Source organism: Microbacterium sp. NPDC089987, assembly GCF_044748505.1.
In the GTDB taxonomy this organism is placed as follows: Bacteria; Actinomycetota; Actinomycetes; order Actinomycetales; family Microbacteriaceae; genus Microbacterium.
Genome location: NZ_JBIVGE010000001.1, coordinates 704,646 through 720,211 on the forward strand (window position 1 = coordinate 704,646; position 15,566 = coordinate 720,211).

The 15,566-nt window shown below is 70.3% G+C and carries 18 protein-coding genes; 11 read left to right on the forward strand and 7 right to left on the reverse strand.

The window, feature by feature from the left end; all coding sequences use genetic code 11:
- Positions 1-143: 143 nt before the first annotated feature.
- Complete coding sequence (locus ACIPV2_RS03245; RefSeq protein ID WP_400838418.1) at positions 144-1,025, forward strand: phospholipase; 882 nt, start codon at positions 144-146, stop codon at positions 1,023-1,025.
- A 16-nt stretch (positions 1,026-1,041) separates the two neighbouring features.
- On the opposite strand, the gene ACIPV2_RS03250 is transcribed toward ACIPV2_RS03245, so the two are convergent.
- The gene (locus tag ACIPV2_RS03250; RefSeq protein ID WP_400838421.1) at positions 1,042-1,587 is read right to left on the reverse strand and encodes a helix-turn-helix domain-containing protein; all 546 of its coding nucleotides are present in this window, start codon (positions 1,585-1,587) and stop codon (positions 1,042-1,044) included.
- A 65-nt stretch (positions 1,588-1,652) separates the two neighbouring features.
- Between ACIPV2_RS03250 and ACIPV2_RS03255 the strand changes: the two genes are divergently transcribed.
- From ACIPV2_RS03255 to ACIPV2_RS03280, 6 genes are all read left to right on the forward strand, one after another.
- Entirely contained in the window at positions 1,653-2,381 is a 729-nt protein-coding gene (locus tag ACIPV2_RS03255; RefSeq protein ID WP_400838424.1) for an AzlC family ABC transporter permease, read from the forward strand.
- Entirely contained in the window at positions 2,378-2,692 is a 315-nt protein-coding gene (locus ACIPV2_RS03260) for an AzlD domain-containing protein (RefSeq protein WP_400838427.1), read from the forward strand. The genes ACIPV2_RS03255 and ACIPV2_RS03260 overlap by 4 nt, the downstream gene beginning before the upstream one ends.
- 53 nt (positions 2,693-2,745) lie before the next feature.
- The gene (locus ACIPV2_RS03265; RefSeq protein ID WP_101187234.1) at positions 2,746-3,138 is read left to right on the forward strand and encodes a histidinol dehydrogenase; all 393 of its coding nucleotides are present in this window, start codon (positions 2,746-2,748) and stop codon (positions 3,136-3,138) included.
- Between the two features lie 19 nt (positions 3,139-3,157).
- Positions 3,158-3,478 (forward strand): ferredoxin, encoded by a 321-nt coding sequence (gene fdxA, locus ACIPV2_RS03270; RefSeq protein ID WP_101187233.1) that lies wholly within the window; start codon positions 3,158-3,160, stop codon positions 3,476-3,478.
- Positions 3,479-4,591, forward strand: coding sequence for a succinyldiaminopimelate transaminase (dapC, locus tag ACIPV2_RS03275; RefSeq protein ID WP_400838430.1), 1,113 nt, complete (start codon positions 3,479-3,481; stop codon positions 4,589-4,591). It begins immediately after the preceding gene.
- 157 nt (positions 4,592-4,748) lie between these two features.
- On the forward strand, positions 4,749-6,038 hold the full coding sequence (locus ACIPV2_RS03280; RefSeq protein ID WP_400838433.1) for a citrate synthase: 1,290 nt from the start codon (positions 4,749-4,751) through the stop codon (positions 6,036-6,038).
- A gap of 78 nt (positions 6,039-6,116) precedes the next feature.
- Here the strand turns inward: ACIPV2_RS03280 and ACIPV2_RS03285 are convergent, their stop codons facing one another.
- Together ACIPV2_RS03285 and dapD are read right to left on the reverse strand one after the other, a co-directional pair.
- Complete coding sequence (locus tag ACIPV2_RS03285; RefSeq protein ID WP_400838437.1) at positions 6,117-7,622, reverse strand: DEAD/DEAH box helicase; 1,506 nt, start codon at positions 7,620-7,622, stop codon at positions 6,117-6,119.
- Positions 7,623-7,866: 244 nt separating this feature from the next.
- Positions 7,867-8,814, reverse strand: a complete 948-nt coding sequence (dapD, locus tag ACIPV2_RS03290) for a 2,3,4,5-tetrahydropyridine-2,6-dicarboxylate N-succinyltransferase (protein ID WP_400838440.1) — start codon at positions 8,812-8,814, stop codon at positions 7,867-7,869.
- A 64-nt stretch (positions 8,815-8,878) separates the two neighbouring features.
- Here dapD and dapE point away from each other — a divergent pair, with 64 nt between their 5' ends.
- The 3 genes from dapE to ACIPV2_RS03305 all read left to right on the forward strand — a co-directional run bounded on the left by dapE (position 8,879) and on the right by ACIPV2_RS03305 (position 11,400).
- The gene (dapE, locus tag ACIPV2_RS03295) at positions 8,879-9,952 is read left to right on the forward strand and encodes a succinyl-diaminopimelate desuccinylase (protein WP_400838443.1); all 1,074 of its coding nucleotides are present in this window, start codon (positions 8,879-8,881) and stop codon (positions 9,950-9,952) included.
- Complete coding sequence (locus ACIPV2_RS03300) at positions 9,934-11,148, forward strand: hypothetical protein (protein WP_400838446.1); 1,215 nt, start codon at positions 9,934-9,936, stop codon at positions 11,146-11,148. Before dapE ends, ACIPV2_RS03300 begins: the two co-directional genes overlap by 19 nt.
- 81 nt (positions 11,149-11,229) lie before the next feature.
- Positions 11,230-11,400, forward strand: coding sequence for a DUF3117 domain-containing protein (locus tag ACIPV2_RS03305; protein WP_101187225.1), 171 nt, complete (start codon positions 11,230-11,232; stop codon positions 11,398-11,400).
- A gap of 70 nt (positions 11,401-11,470) precedes the next feature.
- Here ACIPV2_RS03305 and ACIPV2_RS03310 read toward each other — a convergent pair whose 3' ends face one another.
- Entirely contained in the window at positions 11,471-12,103 is a 633-nt protein-coding gene (locus ACIPV2_RS03310) for an O-methyltransferase (protein ID WP_400838450.1), read from the reverse strand.
- Between the two features lie 86 nt (positions 12,104-12,189).
- Between ACIPV2_RS03310 and ACIPV2_RS03315 the strand changes: the two genes are divergently transcribed.
- Positions 12,190-12,594, forward strand: coding sequence for a twin-arginine translocase TatA/TatE family subunit (locus ACIPV2_RS03315; protein ID WP_400838453.1), 405 nt, complete (start codon positions 12,190-12,192; stop codon positions 12,592-12,594).
- A gap of 6 nt (positions 12,595-12,600) precedes the next feature.
- Here ACIPV2_RS03315 and ACIPV2_RS03320 read toward each other — a convergent pair whose 3' ends face one another.
- The 3 genes from ACIPV2_RS03320 to ACIPV2_RS03330 are packed head-to-tail and all read right to left on the reverse strand — an operon-like array spanning position 12,601 to position 15,501.
- Complete coding sequence (locus ACIPV2_RS03320) at positions 12,601-13,722, reverse strand: Mrp/NBP35 family ATP-binding protein (protein WP_400838456.1); 1,122 nt, start codon at positions 13,720-13,722, stop codon at positions 12,601-12,603.
- Entirely contained in the window at positions 13,709-14,242 is a 534-nt protein-coding gene (locus ACIPV2_RS03325; protein ID WP_400838459.1) for a DUF1003 domain-containing protein, read from the reverse strand. Before ACIPV2_RS03325 ends, ACIPV2_RS03320 begins: the two co-directional genes overlap by 14 nt.
- Positions 14,242-15,501 carry a magnesium transporter MgtE N-terminal domain-containing protein gene (locus ACIPV2_RS03330; RefSeq protein WP_101187221.1) on the reverse strand — a complete coding sequence of 420 codons (1,260 nt, stop codon included), beginning with the start codon at positions 15,499-15,501 and terminating at the stop codon, positions 14,242-14,244. The genes ACIPV2_RS03325 and ACIPV2_RS03330 overlap by 1 nt, the downstream gene beginning before the upstream one ends.
- Between the last annotated feature and the right edge of the window lie 65 nt (positions 15,502-15,566).

The window sequence follows — 15,566 nt, forward strand, 5'->3', positions numbered from 1 at the left end:
GCACCTCCCGTTCAGATGAGAGCAGGGTTCTGCCCAGGTGCAGAGGACAGACTTGTCTCTCGTGCCCGGGAAACGGCGCTCCCATGAGCGCGCCCCGTGAGGGTCCGGGCCCTCGACGAACCCCGAAGGTCGAACCTCACCCCATGATCGATACCCAGAACACGCGTGCGTCTCAGCGGGTCGCAAACCTGGCATCCGCTCACTCCCGCATGCGGCGTCCGTTCATCGCCGTGGCCGTCGGCGCTGTGCTGACCGCCACCGCCGCCGCCGGCGCGGTCTTCGCCCCCGCCGCGCTCGGCGCCATCCCCTCCGAGCATGTCCTGGAGCAGGCCGCCGACGCCGCCGACGACGGCAAGATCGCTCTGGTGAACGCCGAGTCGCTGAATAACGTGGTCGCTCAGGTCGAGTTCTCGCTGCCGACGGAGCAGACCGAGATCGACCTCAGCGACCTGACCGCTGAGGTGCAGAGCCTCACCGAGGCCGATCAGCTGACGTCCGAGGAGGTCGTCGACCTCACGGCCGATGTCGTGCAGGGCACCACCATCCTCCAGTCGAAGACCTCCGACCTGCAGAACGCGCTGACGGCAGGGAAGGAAGCAGAGGCTGCACGTGTGGCCGCCGAGGCTGCGCGCGCGCAGGCGGAAGCCGAGCGCGTCGCCGCCGAGGAGGCAGCACGGCGCGCGGCAGAGGAGCAGGCTCGCCTCGCCGCGGCGAACACCCCGGAGGGGGCCAAGGCGACCGCGCGTGCCATGGCCGCCGAGCGGTACGGCTGGGGCGAGGGAGAGTTCTCCTGCCTCGCCAAGCTGTGGACCAAGGAGTCCGGGTGGAACTACCAGGCCTACAACGCCAACGGCGGGGCGACGGGCATCCCTCAGTCGCTCCCCGGCAGCAAGATGGCCAGCGCCGGTGCCGACTGGCGCACGAACGCGGCGACGCAGATCGCGTGGGGACTCGGCTACATCAACGGCTCCTACGGATCGCCGTGTGCCGCGTGGGGCCACTCGCAGGCCATGAACTGGTACTGACCGCTGAAGCGGCGAGTCAGCGCAGCTCCGACACCAGCACCGCGCTGGTGCCGGGGCTGCGCGCCTCGAAGGTGTGCGGCGCATCGCCCGCGTACGAAAGGTAGTCGCCGGGGTGCAGCAGCTCGGGCGTGTCGTGCGGGCCGACCAGCGCCTCGCCGCTGACCAGCACGACATGCTCGGTCGTGCCCGGACGGTGCGGCAGAGAGCGTCGAGGCTCGCCCGGCTCGGCCTGGATGAGGTAGATGTCGCGCCGCGTGCCGGGAGCCGCAGCTGAGAGCAGCGTTGCCAGATAGGGAGACGCGGCCGACGGCACGCCCGCATGGTCACCGAGGCGGATGAGCCGCGCTGTCGGGGCGCGATCGTCGACGAGGGTCGCGAACGGCACGCCCAGCGCGTCTCCGATCGCCCAGAGGGTCTCGACGCTCGGGTTGCCGGAGCCGCTCTCGAGCTGGGAGACGGTGGCCTTGGAGACGCCTGCCCGGCGGGCCAGCTCCGACACCGAGATCCCGGCGCCCTCCCGCTCGCGGCGCAGAGCGAGTGCGAGACGTTCACGCAGATCCATGCGTTCAGTATGGCAAACGCTCGTTCGATTTGACTCGGCCATCCGCGGTGTTCAGAATGTTGTCCATGCGTTCAGTGCACCGAACAGCTGACCAGGAGCACGCCACCCGGGAGGTGTGGCGCGAGGGCCTCGGTGTCGCCATCGCCACGAGCGCGTACGGCATCTCGTTCGGCGCTCTCTCGGTGGCATCCGGACTCGACGTGTGGCAGACCTGCGTGCTCAGCCTGCTGATGTTCACCGGCGGGTCGCAGTTCGCCTTCATCGGCGTGTTCGGCGCGGGCGGCCTCGCCGCTCTGCCCTCGGCCGTCGCCAGCGCCGCGCTGCTGGGGGTGCGCAACGTCGCCTACGGCATGCGCATGTCATCGATCATCGGGGACGGCTTCTGGCGCCGCGCCGCGGCCGCGCACGTCACCATCGATGAGTCGACGGCCGTCGCGATCTCTCAGGGGACACCGCCCCTGCGCCGTCTCGGATTCTGGCTCACCGGGCTCGGGGTGCTCGTCGGCTGGAACATCACCACGCTGGCCGGCGCATTGCTCGGAGACGTGCTGGGTGACCCGAAGGCCTGGGGTCTCGACGCCGCTGCCGCCGCCGCATTTCTCGCGCTGCTCTGGCCCCGGCTGCGCGAACGTCAGGCGATCGCCGTCGGCGTCGCCGCTGCCGTGGTCGCCGCAAGCCTGACGCCCTTCCTCATGCCGGGTCTTCCGGTGCTCGTCGCCGCGCTCGTGGCGATCGTGGTCGGCTGGTTCAACTGGCTCGGCCGCAGGGACACGCCGGCGGAGACGTCGCGATGACCGTCTGGAGTGCGGTGCTGCTCGCCGCCTGCATCTGCGTCGGGCTGAAAGCCACCGGATACCTGGTGCCCGCTCGGCTGCTGGAGGCGCCGCGACCTGCCCGGATCTCGGATCTGCTCACGGTCGCGCTGCTGGGCGCGCTGGTCGCAGTGCAGACTCTGGGCGCCGGCCAGGCCGTGATGGTGGATGCCAGGGTGCCGGCCGTGCTCGTCGCCGCGGGGCTGCTGTGGATGCGGCAGTCGTTCCTCGTCGTCGTGTTCGCCGCCGCCGCTGTCGCGGCGCTGCTGCGCCTGGTGGGCCTCGCCGCGTGAGCGCTCCTCAGGCGGGGGACAGCAGCACGCACTACGCTGACTCCGTGCGCAGAATGCTCTCCCGAGGCCTCTCGTGGCTGGCCGCGGCCCTGGCCGGGGCCGTGTACGGTGTCGCCGCGACCATCGCGCACAGCTTCACGATCGGGCCCGTGCCCGTCGGGATGATCCTCGGCGGCATCGCCTGCGCCGCGCTGCTCGTCGCGCTCCGCGCCCTCACGGGCGACCGGTGGGCGGCGCTCGCTGCGGGACTGGGGATGATGGCGCTGCTTCTGGTGATCTCCCAGCGCGGACCGGGAGGATCGATCGTCGTGCAGAACACCGCACTCGGCAACATCTGGATGTACGTCGCAGCCGGCATCGTCATGCTGGTCGTGGCCTGGCCGGACACCCGGCGGCTCAGGGAGCTGTCCGCGAGCGCGGCCGCACCGCGGGGCGAGGCGCGCTGAGGGGTCGTAGACTGAACACGTGACGTACGTGATCGCCCTTCCCTGCGTCGATGTCAAGGACCGCGCCTGCATCGATGAGTGCCCCGTGGACTGCATCTACGAAGGCGAGCGGATGCTGTACATCCACCCCGACGAGTGCGTGGACTGCGGCGCCTGCGAGCCGGTCTGTCCGGTCGAGGCGATCTACTACGAAGACGACCTGCCCGAGGAATGGGCGGACTACTACAAGGCCAACGTCGAGTTCTTCAACGAGATCGGCTCTCCTGGTGGCGCATCCAAGGTCGGGGTCTACGACTTCGACCACCCCGTCGTCACCGCCGTGCCCCCGCAGGGGGAGTGAGTGGGAGTCCGGGATCTCGCGGACTACCCGTGGGACGCGGTCGTTCCCTACCGCGAGCGGGCCGCCCGGCATCCCGACGGACTCGTCGATCTGTCGATCGGCTCGCCGGTCGACCCCACCCCTGAGGTGATCCGCCGCGCACTGGCCGAGGCGACGGACGCACACGCTTACCCGCAGACCGTCGGCACGAGCGACGTGCGCCGGGCCATCGTCGACTGGTACGCCCGCCGGCGCGGTGTGCCCGACCTCACCGAGGCGAACGTCATGCCGACGATCGGCTCGAAGGAGCTCGTCGCGCTGCTGCCTCTGCTGCTCGGCCTGGGCCCGGGCGACGTCGTCGTGCACCCTCGTGTCGCCTACCCGACGTACGCCGTCGGTGCGGCGGTCGCCGGCGCGACCGCTGTCGCCGCCGACGACCCCGCGGAGTGGCCCGAGGGCGCGAAGCTCATCTGGATCAACAGCCCCGGAAACCCCGACGGCCGCACCTGGGACGTGGATGCTCTGCGCGTCGCCGTGCGCCGGGCGCGCGAGCTCGGCGCTGTGCTCGCGAGCGACGAATGCTACGCCGAGCTCGGCTGGGAGGGCCTCTGGCGGAGCGAGGCGATCCCCTCGGTGCTCGACCCGCGCGTCACCGACGGCAGCCGCGCCGGTCTGCTCAGCGTCTACTCGCTGAGCAAGCAGTCCAACCTCGCGGGCTACCGTGCGGCGTTCATCGCCGGGTGCTCGAAGCTGATCGGCGACATCCTCGCCGCGCGCAAGCACCTCGGCCTGATGCCGCCCGCCCCGGTGCAGCATGCGATGGCCGTGGCCCTGCGAGACGACGAGCACGTCGCCGCACAGAAGCAGCTGTACCGTCAGCGCCGTGAGGCGCTGCTGCCCGCGCTCGTCGAGGCGGGGTTCCGCATCGACGGCTCCGAGGCGGGCCTGTACCTGTGGGCGACAGAGGGACGCGACGCCTGGGAGTCCATGGACCGTCTGGCATCCCTCGGCATCCTGGCCGGTCCCGGCCACTTCTACGGCGACCACTCCGGGCAGCACGTGCGTCTCTCGCTCACCGCGCCCCTCGAGCGCGTGCAGCAGGCGGCGACGCGTCTGATCGCCGCCGATCGCTGACATTTGTGTGCACCACGGGGTGATGACGCGCATCTCTTGGCGGATGTCACAGTAGGCCGAGGTCACCACTAGGCTGTAGGGGCGATGGGGTCTGCCAGAACGGCGCTGCGTGCGTCACTCATCGCCCACGACGATACGAACGCAGCAGGAGGTTGGCGTGAGCGCAGCTCAGCCCGAGAAGGCGACTCTTTCGATCGGCGACACCACGGCGGAGTTCCCCGTCGTCCGCGGCAGCAGCGGCACCGACAGCATCGACTTCTCGACGCTCACGCGTCAGACCGGCTACACGGGCCTCGACTACGGCTTCGTGAACACCGCGTCCACCAAGTCGGCTGTGACCTTCATCGACGGAGATCAGGGCATCCTCCGCTATCGCGGATACCCGATCGAGCAGATCGCGAAGAACTGCAGCTATCTCGAGGTGGCGTGGCTGCTCATCTACGGCGAGCTGCCGACGGCGACCGAGCTCGGTGAGTTCGACGAGAAGATCCGCCGGCACACCCTGCTGCACGAGGATCTCAAGCACTTCTTCTCCGCCCTCCCGCACACCGCTCACCCGATGTCGGTGCTGTCGTCGGCCGTCGCCGCGCTGTCGACCTACTACGAGGGTCAGACCGACCCACACAACCCCGAGCATGTCGAGCTGAACATGGTGCGCATGCTCGCCAAGCTGCCCGTGATCGCCGCGTACGCGCACAAGAAGAGCGTCGGACAGGCGTTCCTGTACCCCGACAACTCGCTGAGCTTCGTCGACAACTTCCTCAAGCTCAACTTCGGCGTGCACAGCGAGCCGTACGAGGTGAACCCGGTCATGTCGAAGGCGCTCGAGCTGCTGCTGATCCTGCACGAGGACCACGAGCAGAACGCGTCGACGTCCACCGTGCGTCTGGTCGGCTCGACCGGCGCCAACCAGTTCGCGTCGATCTCGGCCGGCATCCAGGCCCTCTCCGGCCCGCTGCACGGCGGGGCGAACGAGGCGGTCCTGACCATGCTCGGGCAGATCCGCGAGTCGGGTCAGAGCGTGCAGCGCTTCGTCGAGAGCGTGAAGAACAAGGAGGCCGGTGTGAAGCTGATGGGCTTCGGGCACCGCGTCTACAAGAACTACGACCCGCGCGCGAAGCTCGTCAAGGAGGCGGCGGACGAGGTGCTCGCCGAGCTCGGCGTGACCGATCCGCTGCTCGACCTCGCCAAGGAGCTCGAGGAGATCGCGCTCGCCGACGACTACTTCAAAGAGCGCCGGCTGTATCCGAACGTCGACTTCTACACCGGCGTGATCTACAAGGCGATGGGCTTCCCCACGCGCATGTTCACCGTGCTGTTCGCGATCGGCCGCCTGCCCGGCTGGCTGGCGCAGTGGCGTGAGCTGAACCTCGACCCGCAGACCAAGATCGGTCGTCCGCAGCAGCTGTACGTCGGGTCGCCGGAGCGCTCCTACCCGACACGCTGATCTCGGGGAGCGCATCCCCGGACCGGAACGGCCCGGCATCCTTCTCGGATGCCGGGCCGTTCTGCGCGTCTGCTGAGGTCAGTGACCCTGGGGGCGGCTGGCGCGGCGCGACCCGGCGCGTGCGCGACCGGCGCCATGCTGCTGACCGCTCGATGCCGGACGTGCGCCGGCGTGGTCACCCTGGCGCTGCTGGCCAGCCGGGGACCCGGTCTGCGTCGAGTACCGCGGCTGGCTGCTCTGACCGTGCGAACGCGAGCGCTCGCGACCCACGTCGGTGCGCGGGGCCGCGTCCCGGGTGCTGCCGGAGCGACGGCGACTCGGGCGCGAGCGTCCGCCGGCCTGCTCGCCCGGCTGCTGCGCCGGCTTCGCCTTCGGCTTGCTCTGCTGAGGGGCGGCCGGCACGTACTTCACCTTCGGGGCGCGCTCGCCGACGAGCTCGGCGACGATGGCGGGCGTGACGTCCTCCAGGCCCACCGTGATCTGCGCCTTGCGCAGGATGTCCTTCACGTCGCGACGCTGCTCGGGCAGCATGAGCGTGACCACGGTGCCGGCGGCGCCCGCACGAGCGGTGCGACCCGAGCGGTGCAGGTACGCCTTGTGCTCGACGGGCGGGTCGACATGCACGACCAGCTCGACATCGTCGACGTGCACGCCGCGAGCGGCGACGTCGGTCGCGACGAGCACGCGCACCCCGCCGTTCGCCGGGTCGGCGCCGAACGCGGCGAGGTTGCGCTCACGCGCGTTCTGGCCGAGGTTGCCGTGCAGGTCGACCGACGGGATGCCCGCCGAGGTCAGCTGCTTGGCGAGCTTCTTCGCATGGTGCTTGGTGCGGGTGAAGAGGATGCGACGGCCGACGCCGGATGCGAGATCCTCGACGAGCTTCTTCTTGGCATCCGCATCCGACGCGATCAGCACGCGGTGGGTCATCTCGCCGACGGGGACGCTCGCCTCGTCGACCTCGTGGCTGACCGGACGGCTGAGGAAGCGCTTCGCGAGTGCGTCGATGCCGCGGTCGAGGGTGGCGCTGAACAGCAGGCGCTGTCCGCCGGCCGGGGTGGCCGCGAGGATGCGGGTGACGCCGGGAAGGAAGCCGAGGTCGGCCATGTGATCGGCCTCGTCGAGCACGGCCACCTCGACAGCGGCGAGCGAGACGACACCCTGCTTCATGAGGTCTTCGAGCCGGCCGGGGCAGGCCACGACGATGTCGACGCCGCCGCGCAGCGCCTGCTCCTGCGGGCGCTGGCTGACGCCGCCGAACACGGTGGTGACGCGCATGCCGACGGCCTCGGCGAGGGGCCTGATGGTCGCGGCGATCTGGGTGGCGAGTTCGCGCGTCGGTGCGAGCACCAGACCGCGGGGTCGGCCGGCCTGGCGCCGCGAGGCGGATGCGGCCAGGCGGGCGACCAGGGGCAGCGCGAACGCGATGGTCTTGCCGCTGCCGGTGCGGCCGCGGCCGAGCAGGTCGCGGCCGGCGAGGGAGTCGGGGAGCGTGTCGCGCTGGATGGCGAACGCCTCGGTCTTGCCGTCGGCGGCCAGAACATCGGCCAGCACGGCGGGCACGCCGAGATCGAGGAAGGAAGGCATAGGAGTATCTCCGGGAAGGCGCAGCGTGGCTGCGGAAGTGGGCGACGGCGCGGGATCGCGCATCGTTTCGCCGCTCGAGGTGACCGCGACCGGATGCCGGTGCGGAGGGATATCGACGACGCAGACGTCTCGCTTCGCGAGGGGCGTCGAGTCTCACCCTAACAGCAGCGGTGGCCGCTGGGCTGAACGTGCGCCGTGATCGCCCGACAGCAGCCGCGGCTGCGGGCCTGTGCGAGCACCGTGATCAGGCGTGCAGCATCTCGTTCAGCGTCACGCCGTGACCCGAGCGCTGCACGACCTCGACCGCACCGCTCAGCGAGTTGCGGCGGAACAGCAGTCCGCTGCGGCCAGACAGCTCAGCCGCCTTGACCGTCTGGCGCCCGTCGTCGGCGGTGGCGCCGGCGACGACCACTTTGGTGCCTGCGGTCAGATACAGCCCCGCTTCGACGACGCAGTCGTCGCCGAGCGAGATACCGATGCCCGCATTGGCGCCCAGCAGCGTGCGCGCACCGATCGAGACGCGGTGCTGTCCGCCGCCGGACAGCGTGCCCATGATGGATGCGCCGCCGCCGATGTCACTGCCATCGCCGACGACGACGCCCTGCGAGATGCGTCCCTCCACCATCGACGCACCGAGGGTGCCGGCGTTGAAGTTGACGAAGCCCTCGTGCATCACCGTGGTGCCGGGGGAGAGATGCGCGCCCAGGCGAACCCGCGACGCGTCGGCGATGCGCACGCCCGCGGGCTGCACGTAGTCGGTGAGGCGGGGGAACTTGTCGAGCCCCTGCACCTGGATGCCATGCCGCTGCAGCACCGGCCGCAGCCGCGCGGCGTCCGCCGGGTGCATGGGTCCCGCGTTGGTCCATGCCACGGTGGGCAGGTGCGCGAAGATCCCGTCGAGGCTGAGCTCGTTCGGACGCACCAGCAGGTGCGACAGCGCATGCAGGCGCAGGTACGCGTCGGCGGTGGATGCGACCGGGGCGTCGAGGTCGATGCTGAGCTGCACGAGCTCGACCGTCACTCCCCGGCGCTCATCGCCGTCCGCGAAGGCGCCCCAGGAGGATGCCGCAGCTGCGGCGTCGTCGGGCTCCGGAGCGCCGAGGCCGAGCTCGGGGTACCAGGCGTCGAGGGTGGTGCCATCGGATGCGATCGTGCTCAGGCCGATGCCCCAGACCATGCGTGCAGTGCTCATCTTCCTACGGTACGGGCCCGGACCCATTGGCGGCGCGATGTGTCGGCGTGGCTAGGCTGGGCGCATGGCGCTGGATCTGACTGCATCCTCTCTCGATCTCACTCGCACGATCTGCGACATCCCCAGCGTGTCCGGCGGCGAAGCGCCGCTGGCCGATGCGATCGAGGCGGCGGTGCGCTCGTGCTCGCATCTCGAGGTGGTGCGTCACGGCAACACCGTCGTCGCGCGCACGGATCTCGGCAGGGCGCAGCGTGTGGTGATCGCGGGTCACATCGACACGGTGCCGATCAACGACAACGTTCCCACCCGCGACATCGAGATCGACGGTGCGGGGTACCTGTGGGGTCGCGGAACGGTCGATATGAAGGCCGGCGTGGCGGTGCAGCTCAAGCTGGCCGCCGAGCTCGCCGAGCCCTCGGTCGACATCACATGGATGTGGTACGACAACGAGGAGGTGGACGCTTCGCTGAACGGTCTCCACCTGCTCGCTCAGGCACGCCCCGACCTCTTCGCCGCCGACTTCGCCATCCTGGGTGAGCCGTCGGACGGACGCGTGGAGGGCGGATGCAACGGAACGCTGCGAGCCGTCGTCCGCGTGCGCGGGGTGCGCGCGCACAGCGCGCGCTCGTGGATCGGCGAGAACGCGATCCATGCGGCGGCGCCGATCCTCAGCAGGCTGGCCGAGTACCGTGCCCGGGAGGTCGCGGTCGAGGGGCTCGGCTACCGCGAGGGGCTCAATGCCGTCAGCATCAGCGGCGGTGTGGCAGGCAATGTCATCCCCGATCTGTGCGAGGTCGAGGTGAATTACCGCTTCGCGCCGAGCAAGAGCGTCCCCGACGCCGAGGCCCACGTGCGCGCGGCGTTCGCCGGATTCGACGTGGAGATCGTCGATGCCGTCGGCGGCGCCCGTCCTGGCCTGGACGCGCCGATCGCGCAGCAGTTCCTCGCAGCGGTCGGGGGAGAGGCGCACGCCAAATACGGCTGGACCGATGTCGCGCGCTTCTCGGCCATAGGGGTGCCCGCAGTGAACTACGGCCCCGGCGATCCGCATCTCGCGCACCACGACGAGGAGCGCGTGCCGGTCGCGCAGATCGAGGACGTCGAACGCGGACTGCGCGCGTGGCTCACCGCGTCCTGACCGGCGCACTGCGCGGCTGGGTGCGGACTCCCGTCGCCGGTCGCATCGCGATCATCTACCTGCTGTCGCGGCTGGTGACAACCGGGTTCTTCGTGCTCGCCGCGGCCGCGTCGAGCCCCGCATCGCGTTTCGGTGCGGCGCCGACGCTGGGAGACTACGCGCTCGGCTGGGACGCCCAGTGGTACTGGACGGTCGCGGTGGTCGGCTACCCGAGCGTGCTGCCTGTGAACGAGGCCGGGCAGGTGCTCGAGAACGCCTGGGCGTTCATGCCGGTGTACGCCTATCTGGCGCAGTTCGTGGGCCTGGGTGTGTGGGCGGCGGGGGCTGTGCTGGTGTCTCTCGCCGCGGGCTTCCTCGCCTGTCTCGTGCTGTACCGGCTGCTGCGGCCCCGGATCGGCGCAGCGGCGGCGCTGTGGGCGGTGGCGTTCTTCGCGAGCGGGCCGCTCGCCGCGCTGTTCCAGGTGGGGTATGCCGAGAGTCTCTTCATGCTGCTGCTGCTCGTGGCGCTCGATCTGGTCTCGCGTCACCGGTACGGGTGGCTGTACCTCGTGATCCCGGTGATGGGGTTCACCCGCCCTGGTGTGCTGGCGTTCGCGCTGTTCCTCGGGCTGCACGGCATCTCGCGGTGGGTCTCACGCGACCGGCATCCGCTGCCGTCGAAGCACATCGCGCACATCATCGCGCTCGGAGCGCTGACGACGCTGGTCGGCTTCTCGTGGCAGGTGATCGCGGGGCTCGTCACCGGCGACCCGGGCGCCTACCTGAAGACCGAGCTGTCGTGGCGCCGCAACTGGCTCAGCGACCCCAGCGCCGACTTCATCCCGTTCGAGGGATTCGTGCGCGGCGCAGAGTTCTGGGCTGGGCAGTGGGGGATGCCGGGTTGGGCCGGCTGGGTGATCCTGGCGCTTCTCGTGATCGGCGCGGGATACGCGCTGCTGCGCGCGCGTAGCGTGCGGCGGCTCGGCCTCGACATCCGGCTGTGGAGCGCGAGCTACCTGCTGTACCTGCTGGCGGTGTTCTTCCCCCAGTCGAGCACCTTCCGCCTGCTGTTTCCGCTGACACCGCTGGCAGGGGCCCTGGCGGTGCCGCGCTCCCGGGCGTATCGGTGGGGGATGCTGTTGGTCTGCCTGCTGCTGCAGTGGGTGTGGATTCTCGCGATGTACGGCTCGGCGCAGACCTACTGGCAGGTGCCGTGAAACGGATGTGACACGCGTAACACCGAAGGGTGAAGGCTACCGATAAACTTGAGCCATACCACCGAGGGAAAGGGTGCCACGATGGCAGCGATGAAGCCGAGGACCGGCGACGGACCGATGGAGGCCGTGAAGGAGGGGCGACTCATCATCGTGCGGGTTCCGCTCGAGGGCGGCGGCCGTCTGGTCGTCTCCGTGAACGACGCAGAGGCGAAGGAGCTTCACGACGTGCTGGGCGCCGTCGTGAGCGTCTGACCTTCCGATGAGAGGGGCGGCGGATCTGCGGATCCGCCGCCCCTCTGCTGTATTCAGCCGGATTCGCCGCTTACTCGGCGATGCGGGCGAGCTGCAGCAGTCCCTCGCCGACCGTGGAGAGGGCGGCCAGCACCGCCTGCGACTCCTGCGTCTCCTGCACCAGGGAACGGTAGGCGCTGGTGATCGCGTCGCGCTGCACCGGGTCGGCGACGCGACCGCCCTGCAGCACTCGCGGCACGAGGACGAGCCCGCCGGTGCGCACGAGACGCAGGCCGTGCTCGACGTACTCGATGACGTTCTCCGGGTCGGCGTCGATGAAGACGATGTCGTAGGCGCCCTCGTTCATCCGCGGCAGCACGTCGGACGCGCGGCCGGTGATGAAACGGCCGCGGGCAGCGGGGATGCGCGCGTCGGCGAACGCCTGGCGAGCGGCGGCGAGATGCTCGCGCTCGTTGTCGATGGTCGTCAGCACCGCCTGCGGCGCTCCGCGCAGCAGCCACAGGCCGGAGACTCCGGCGCCGGTGCCGATCTCGAGGATCGATCGGGCGGCGCTGGCAGCGGCCAGCACCCCGCACTGCGCGCCCACTGCGGGGCTGATCGGTGCGGCTCCGAGTTCCAGGGCGTGGGCGCGCGCGCGGGCGATCGCGGCGGGCTCGACGATGGTCTCTCGCGCGAATCGGGCGTTCGCGTCGTGCTCGCTCATGGGGTTTCTCCTCGGAAAAGCTTGTGTTCACCAGCGTAAGCGGCGCGACGCATCACGCGGGGAGGCGCGGCGGGTAGCCTGGGGGGATGGAACTGGGGTTGACCTTCGACAAGCTGCTGCTGATCGGGCTTGTCGCTGTCATCATCATCGGTCCCGAGCGTCTGCCGAAGGCCGCTGAATCGTTCGCGAAGTTCGTGCGCCGCGCCGGGGAGTACCTGCGCGACACCAAGAGCAGGATGCGCGACGAGCTCGGCCCGGAGATCGACGAGGTCGACTGGCGCAAGCTCGACCCGCGTCAGTACGACCCTCGCCGCATCATCCGCGACGCACTGTTCGAAGAGCCGGAGTTCGAGGCCAAGCCCGTCTCCACGCGCACTGCCGTCGCCACCGACCCGGTCGCCGCCGACCCGGCCGCCGCTGTGCGGCCGCGCATGACGCGCACGTACTTCTCGCGGCAGACACCGCCGCCGTTCGACGTCGAGGCCACCTGAGCCCGTTCAGCCGAGCCGCAGGGGAAGGGCGCGGCCGGAGAGCCCCCGCCCGCGGTGGGCGATGCGCTCCGCGACGTCGATGATGGCGCACGCCGCGACGTCATCCGGATCGCCGAGCACGACCGGAACGCCCTCGTCGCCGCCGCGGCGCAGCGCCGGGCTGAGCGGGATGGATGCCAGCATCGGCACCTCATCGCCATCAGCACTGAGCGCTCGCGCGACCTCCGCTCCGCCGCCCTCGCCGAACAGGTCGAGCAGAGTGCCGTCGGGGAGGGCGAACGCCGCCATGTTCTCGATCACCCCGATCACCCGCTGACCGGTCTGCCTGGCGACGAGCCCGCTGCGGATCGCGACATCGGCCGCCGCCGGCTGCGGGGTGGTCACGACGAGCACCTCGGCGTGGGGCAGGATCTGACCGATCGAGATGGCGATGTCGCCGGTGCCGGGCGGCATGTCGATCAGCAGCACGTCGAGGTCGCCGAAGAACACGTCGGTGAGGAACTGCTGCACGGTGCGGTGCAGCATCGGTCCGCGCCAGGCGACCACGGCTTCGCCGTCGCGCAGGAACATGCCGATCGACACGGTCTTCACATCGTGCGCCACGGGCGGCAGCATGAGGTCGTCGATGCGGGTGGGCTGAGTTCCGGGCGCGATGCCGAGCAGTCCCGGTATCGAGAAGCCGTGCACATCGGCATCCACCAGTCCGACCCGCAGTCCCTGACGGGCGAGGGCGACGGCGAGATTCGCGGTGACGGTCGACTTGCCGACGCCGCCCTTTCCGCTCGAGACGAGGATCACCCGCGTCAGTGAGTCCGGTCCGAACGGCATCTGGCGTGCCGGGCGTCCCTCACGCAGCTTCTCGGTGAGCGCGCGTCGCTCCTCGGGTGTCATGACGCCGACGTCGACGGCGACCTGGTCGATGCCGGGGACGGATGCCGCGGCATCCCGCACATCCTGCTCGATGCGCTGGGCGGCCGGGCATCCGACGATCGTGAGCACGATCCCGACGCGAGCCGCCGTGCCGTCGACGACGATGTCGCGCACCATGTCGAGGTCGCCGATCGGACGGCGCAGCTCGGGGTCGGTGACGGCGGCGACAGCCGCGCGCACCCGGTCAGCGAGCGTCATGGCTGTTCTCTGCTGCGCTCTCGTCGTCGTTGAGCTCGGCGAGCAGAGCTTTCAGCTCGTGGCGCAGCACGTCGCGGGTGATCTGCTGGTTCGAGCGCTCCTCGAGGGCCATGCGCAGCGCGACGATCTCCCGGGCGAGGTACTCGGTGTCGGCGAGGTTGCGCTCGGCACGCTGACGATCCTGCTCGATCTGCACGCGGTCGCGGTCGTCCTGCCGGTTCTGCGCGAGCAGGATGAGCGGCGCGGCGTACGAGGCCTGCAGCGACAGGATGAGCGTGAGGGCGGTGAAGCCGAGGGCTGCGGAGTCGAAGCGCCACCAGCCGTTCTGCTCCGCCAGCATCGTGTAGGCGATCCAGAGCGCGCAGAACAGGGTGAGGATCGTGAGGAAGGTCGGGGTGCCCATCGCCCGCGCGACCCACTCGGTGAAGCGGCCGAATCGATCGCGCGACGGCGACTGCGTGCGCGTGACTCCGCGAGTGCCGGGCGTGTCCAGAGGCGCGGTGCGCGAGGGGCGCGCCATCAGCGTGCACCCGCCGTCGGCTCGTCGGCGTCGTGGGTGCGCCAGTCGTCGGGCAGCAGGTAGTCGAGCACGTCGTCGACGCTGATGGCGCCCACCAGCCGGTGCGCGCTGTCGATCACGGGCAGCGAGACGAGGTCGTAGCTGGCGAGCATGCGCGCGACCTCGGCCGCCGAGGCGGTGACGGCGACCGGCTCGACGGACTCATCGAGGATCGCGCCGAGTCGCTCGTGCGGGGGATAGCGCAGCATCTTCTGGAAGTGCACGACGCCGAGCAGCCGCCCTGTCGGCGTCTCGAAGGGCGGCAGCGTGACGAACACCGCCGCCGCGAGGGCCGGGTGCAGCTCGTGGCGACGGATGAGTGCGAGGGCTTCGGCGACGGTCGCGTCGGCCGACAGGATGATCGGCTCCGGGGTCATCAGTCCGCCGGCGGTGTCCGCGCCGTAGCGCAGCAGCATCCGGACGTCCTCGGCCTCCTCCGGGTCCATCAGGGCGAGCAGGTGCTCGAGCCGTTCCGGCGGCATCTGGGCGAGTAGGTCGGCGGCGTCGTCCGGTTCCATCTCGTCGAGCACGTCGGCGGCGCGCTCATCGCCCAGGCGATCGAGGATGCCGACCTGGTCGTCTTCGGGCATCTCCTCGAGCGCGTCGGCGAGTCGCTCATCCGGCAGCTCCTCGGCGACCTCGATCCGTCGCTCCTGCGGGAGGTCGAGCAGGGTGGTGGCGAGGTCGGCGGCGTGCAGCTCGGAGTAGCTGGCGACGAGCTGCTCGGCCGACTGGGCTTGGCCGGGCTCTCGCAGCTCGGCGACCTCGTTCCAGGCCGCGAATGTGGTCGGGCCCTTGGCGAACGGCGAGGCGCTGGTCTTCGCCTTGCGCAGGAACAGCTGGGTGATGCCCCACTCGCCGTGGCGGTCCTGTTCGATCGCCACGTCCTCGACGACGGCGGTGCCGCCACCGTCGGTGAGGCTGACCCGCCGGCCGAGGAACTCGGCGACGACTCGGACCTCGCCGGGGCGCGGTTGGAATCGGCGCACGTTGATGAGACCCGTGCTGATGACCTGACCGGAGCGGATGGAGGTCACGCGTCCGATCGAGAGGAAGACGTGGCGGCGCCCGGGGATCTCGATCACGAGTCCGATCACGCGCGGAGACGCCGTCTTGCGGTACACGATGACGACGTCGCGCACCTTGCCGAGGCGATCGCCGGCGGGGTCGAAGACGGCGCATCCTGCCAGACGTGCGACGAAGACCCGTTGTGTGCTCACGGCTCAAGCGTAGTCCGCGAGCCCGCTGTCGGCCGGGCGGGTGACGGCGCATAGGGGTCGATGGG

Excerpts from the sequence above, each read along its gene's own strand:
- ACIPV2_RS03285 (WP_400838437.1), bottom strand. The coding sequence starts at position 7,622 with ATGCCTTCCTTCCTCGATCTCGGCGTGCCCGCCGTGCTGGCCGATGTT.
- ACIPV2_RS03310 (WP_400838450.1), bottom strand. The coding sequence starts at position 12,103 with ATGAGCGAGCACGACGCGAACGCCCGATTCGCGCGAGAGACCATCGTC.
- ACIPV2_RS03255 (WP_400838424.1), top strand. The coding sequence starts at position 1,653 with ATGCGTTCAGTGCACCGAACAGCTGACCAGGAGCACGCCACCCGGGAG.
- ACIPV2_RS03250 (WP_400838421.1), bottom strand. The coding sequence starts at position 1,587 with ATGGATCTGCGTGAACGTCTCGCACTCGCTCTGCGCCGCGAGCGGGAG.
- ACIPV2_RS03305 (WP_101187225.1), top strand. The coding sequence starts at position 11,230 with ATGGCAGCGATGAAGCCGAGGACCGGCGACGGACCGATGGAGGCCGTG.
- ACIPV2_RS03320 (WP_400838456.1), bottom strand. The coding sequence starts at position 13,722 with ATGACGCTCGCTGACCGGGTGCGCGCGGCTGTCGCCGCCGTCACCGAC.
- dapE (WP_400838443.1), top strand. The coding sequence starts at position 8,879 with ATGGCGCTGGATCTGACTGCATCCTCTCTCGATCTCACTCGCACGATC.
- ACIPV2_RS03265 (WP_101187234.1), top strand. The coding sequence starts at position 2,746 with ATGCTCTCCCGAGGCCTCTCGTGGCTGGCCGCGGCCCTGGCCGGGGCC.
- dapD (WP_400838440.1), bottom strand. The coding sequence starts at position 8,814 with ATGAGCACTGCACGCATGGTCTGGGGCATCGGCCTGAGCACGATCGCA.
- ACIPV2_RS03325 (WP_400838459.1), bottom strand. The coding sequence starts at position 14,242 with ATGGCGCGCCCCTCGCGCACCGCGCCTCTGGACACGCCCGGCACTCGC.
- ACIPV2_RS03260 (WP_400838427.1), top strand. The coding sequence starts at position 2,378 with ATGACCGTCTGGAGTGCGGTGCTGCTCGCCGCCTGCATCTGCGTCGGG.
- ACIPV2_RS03315 (WP_400838453.1), top strand. The coding sequence starts at position 12,190 with ATGGAACTGGGGTTGACCTTCGACAAGCTGCTGCTGATCGGGCTTGTC.
- ACIPV2_RS03245 (WP_400838418.1), top strand. The coding sequence starts at position 144 with ATGATCGATACCCAGAACACGCGTGCGTCTCAGCGGGTCGCAAACCTG.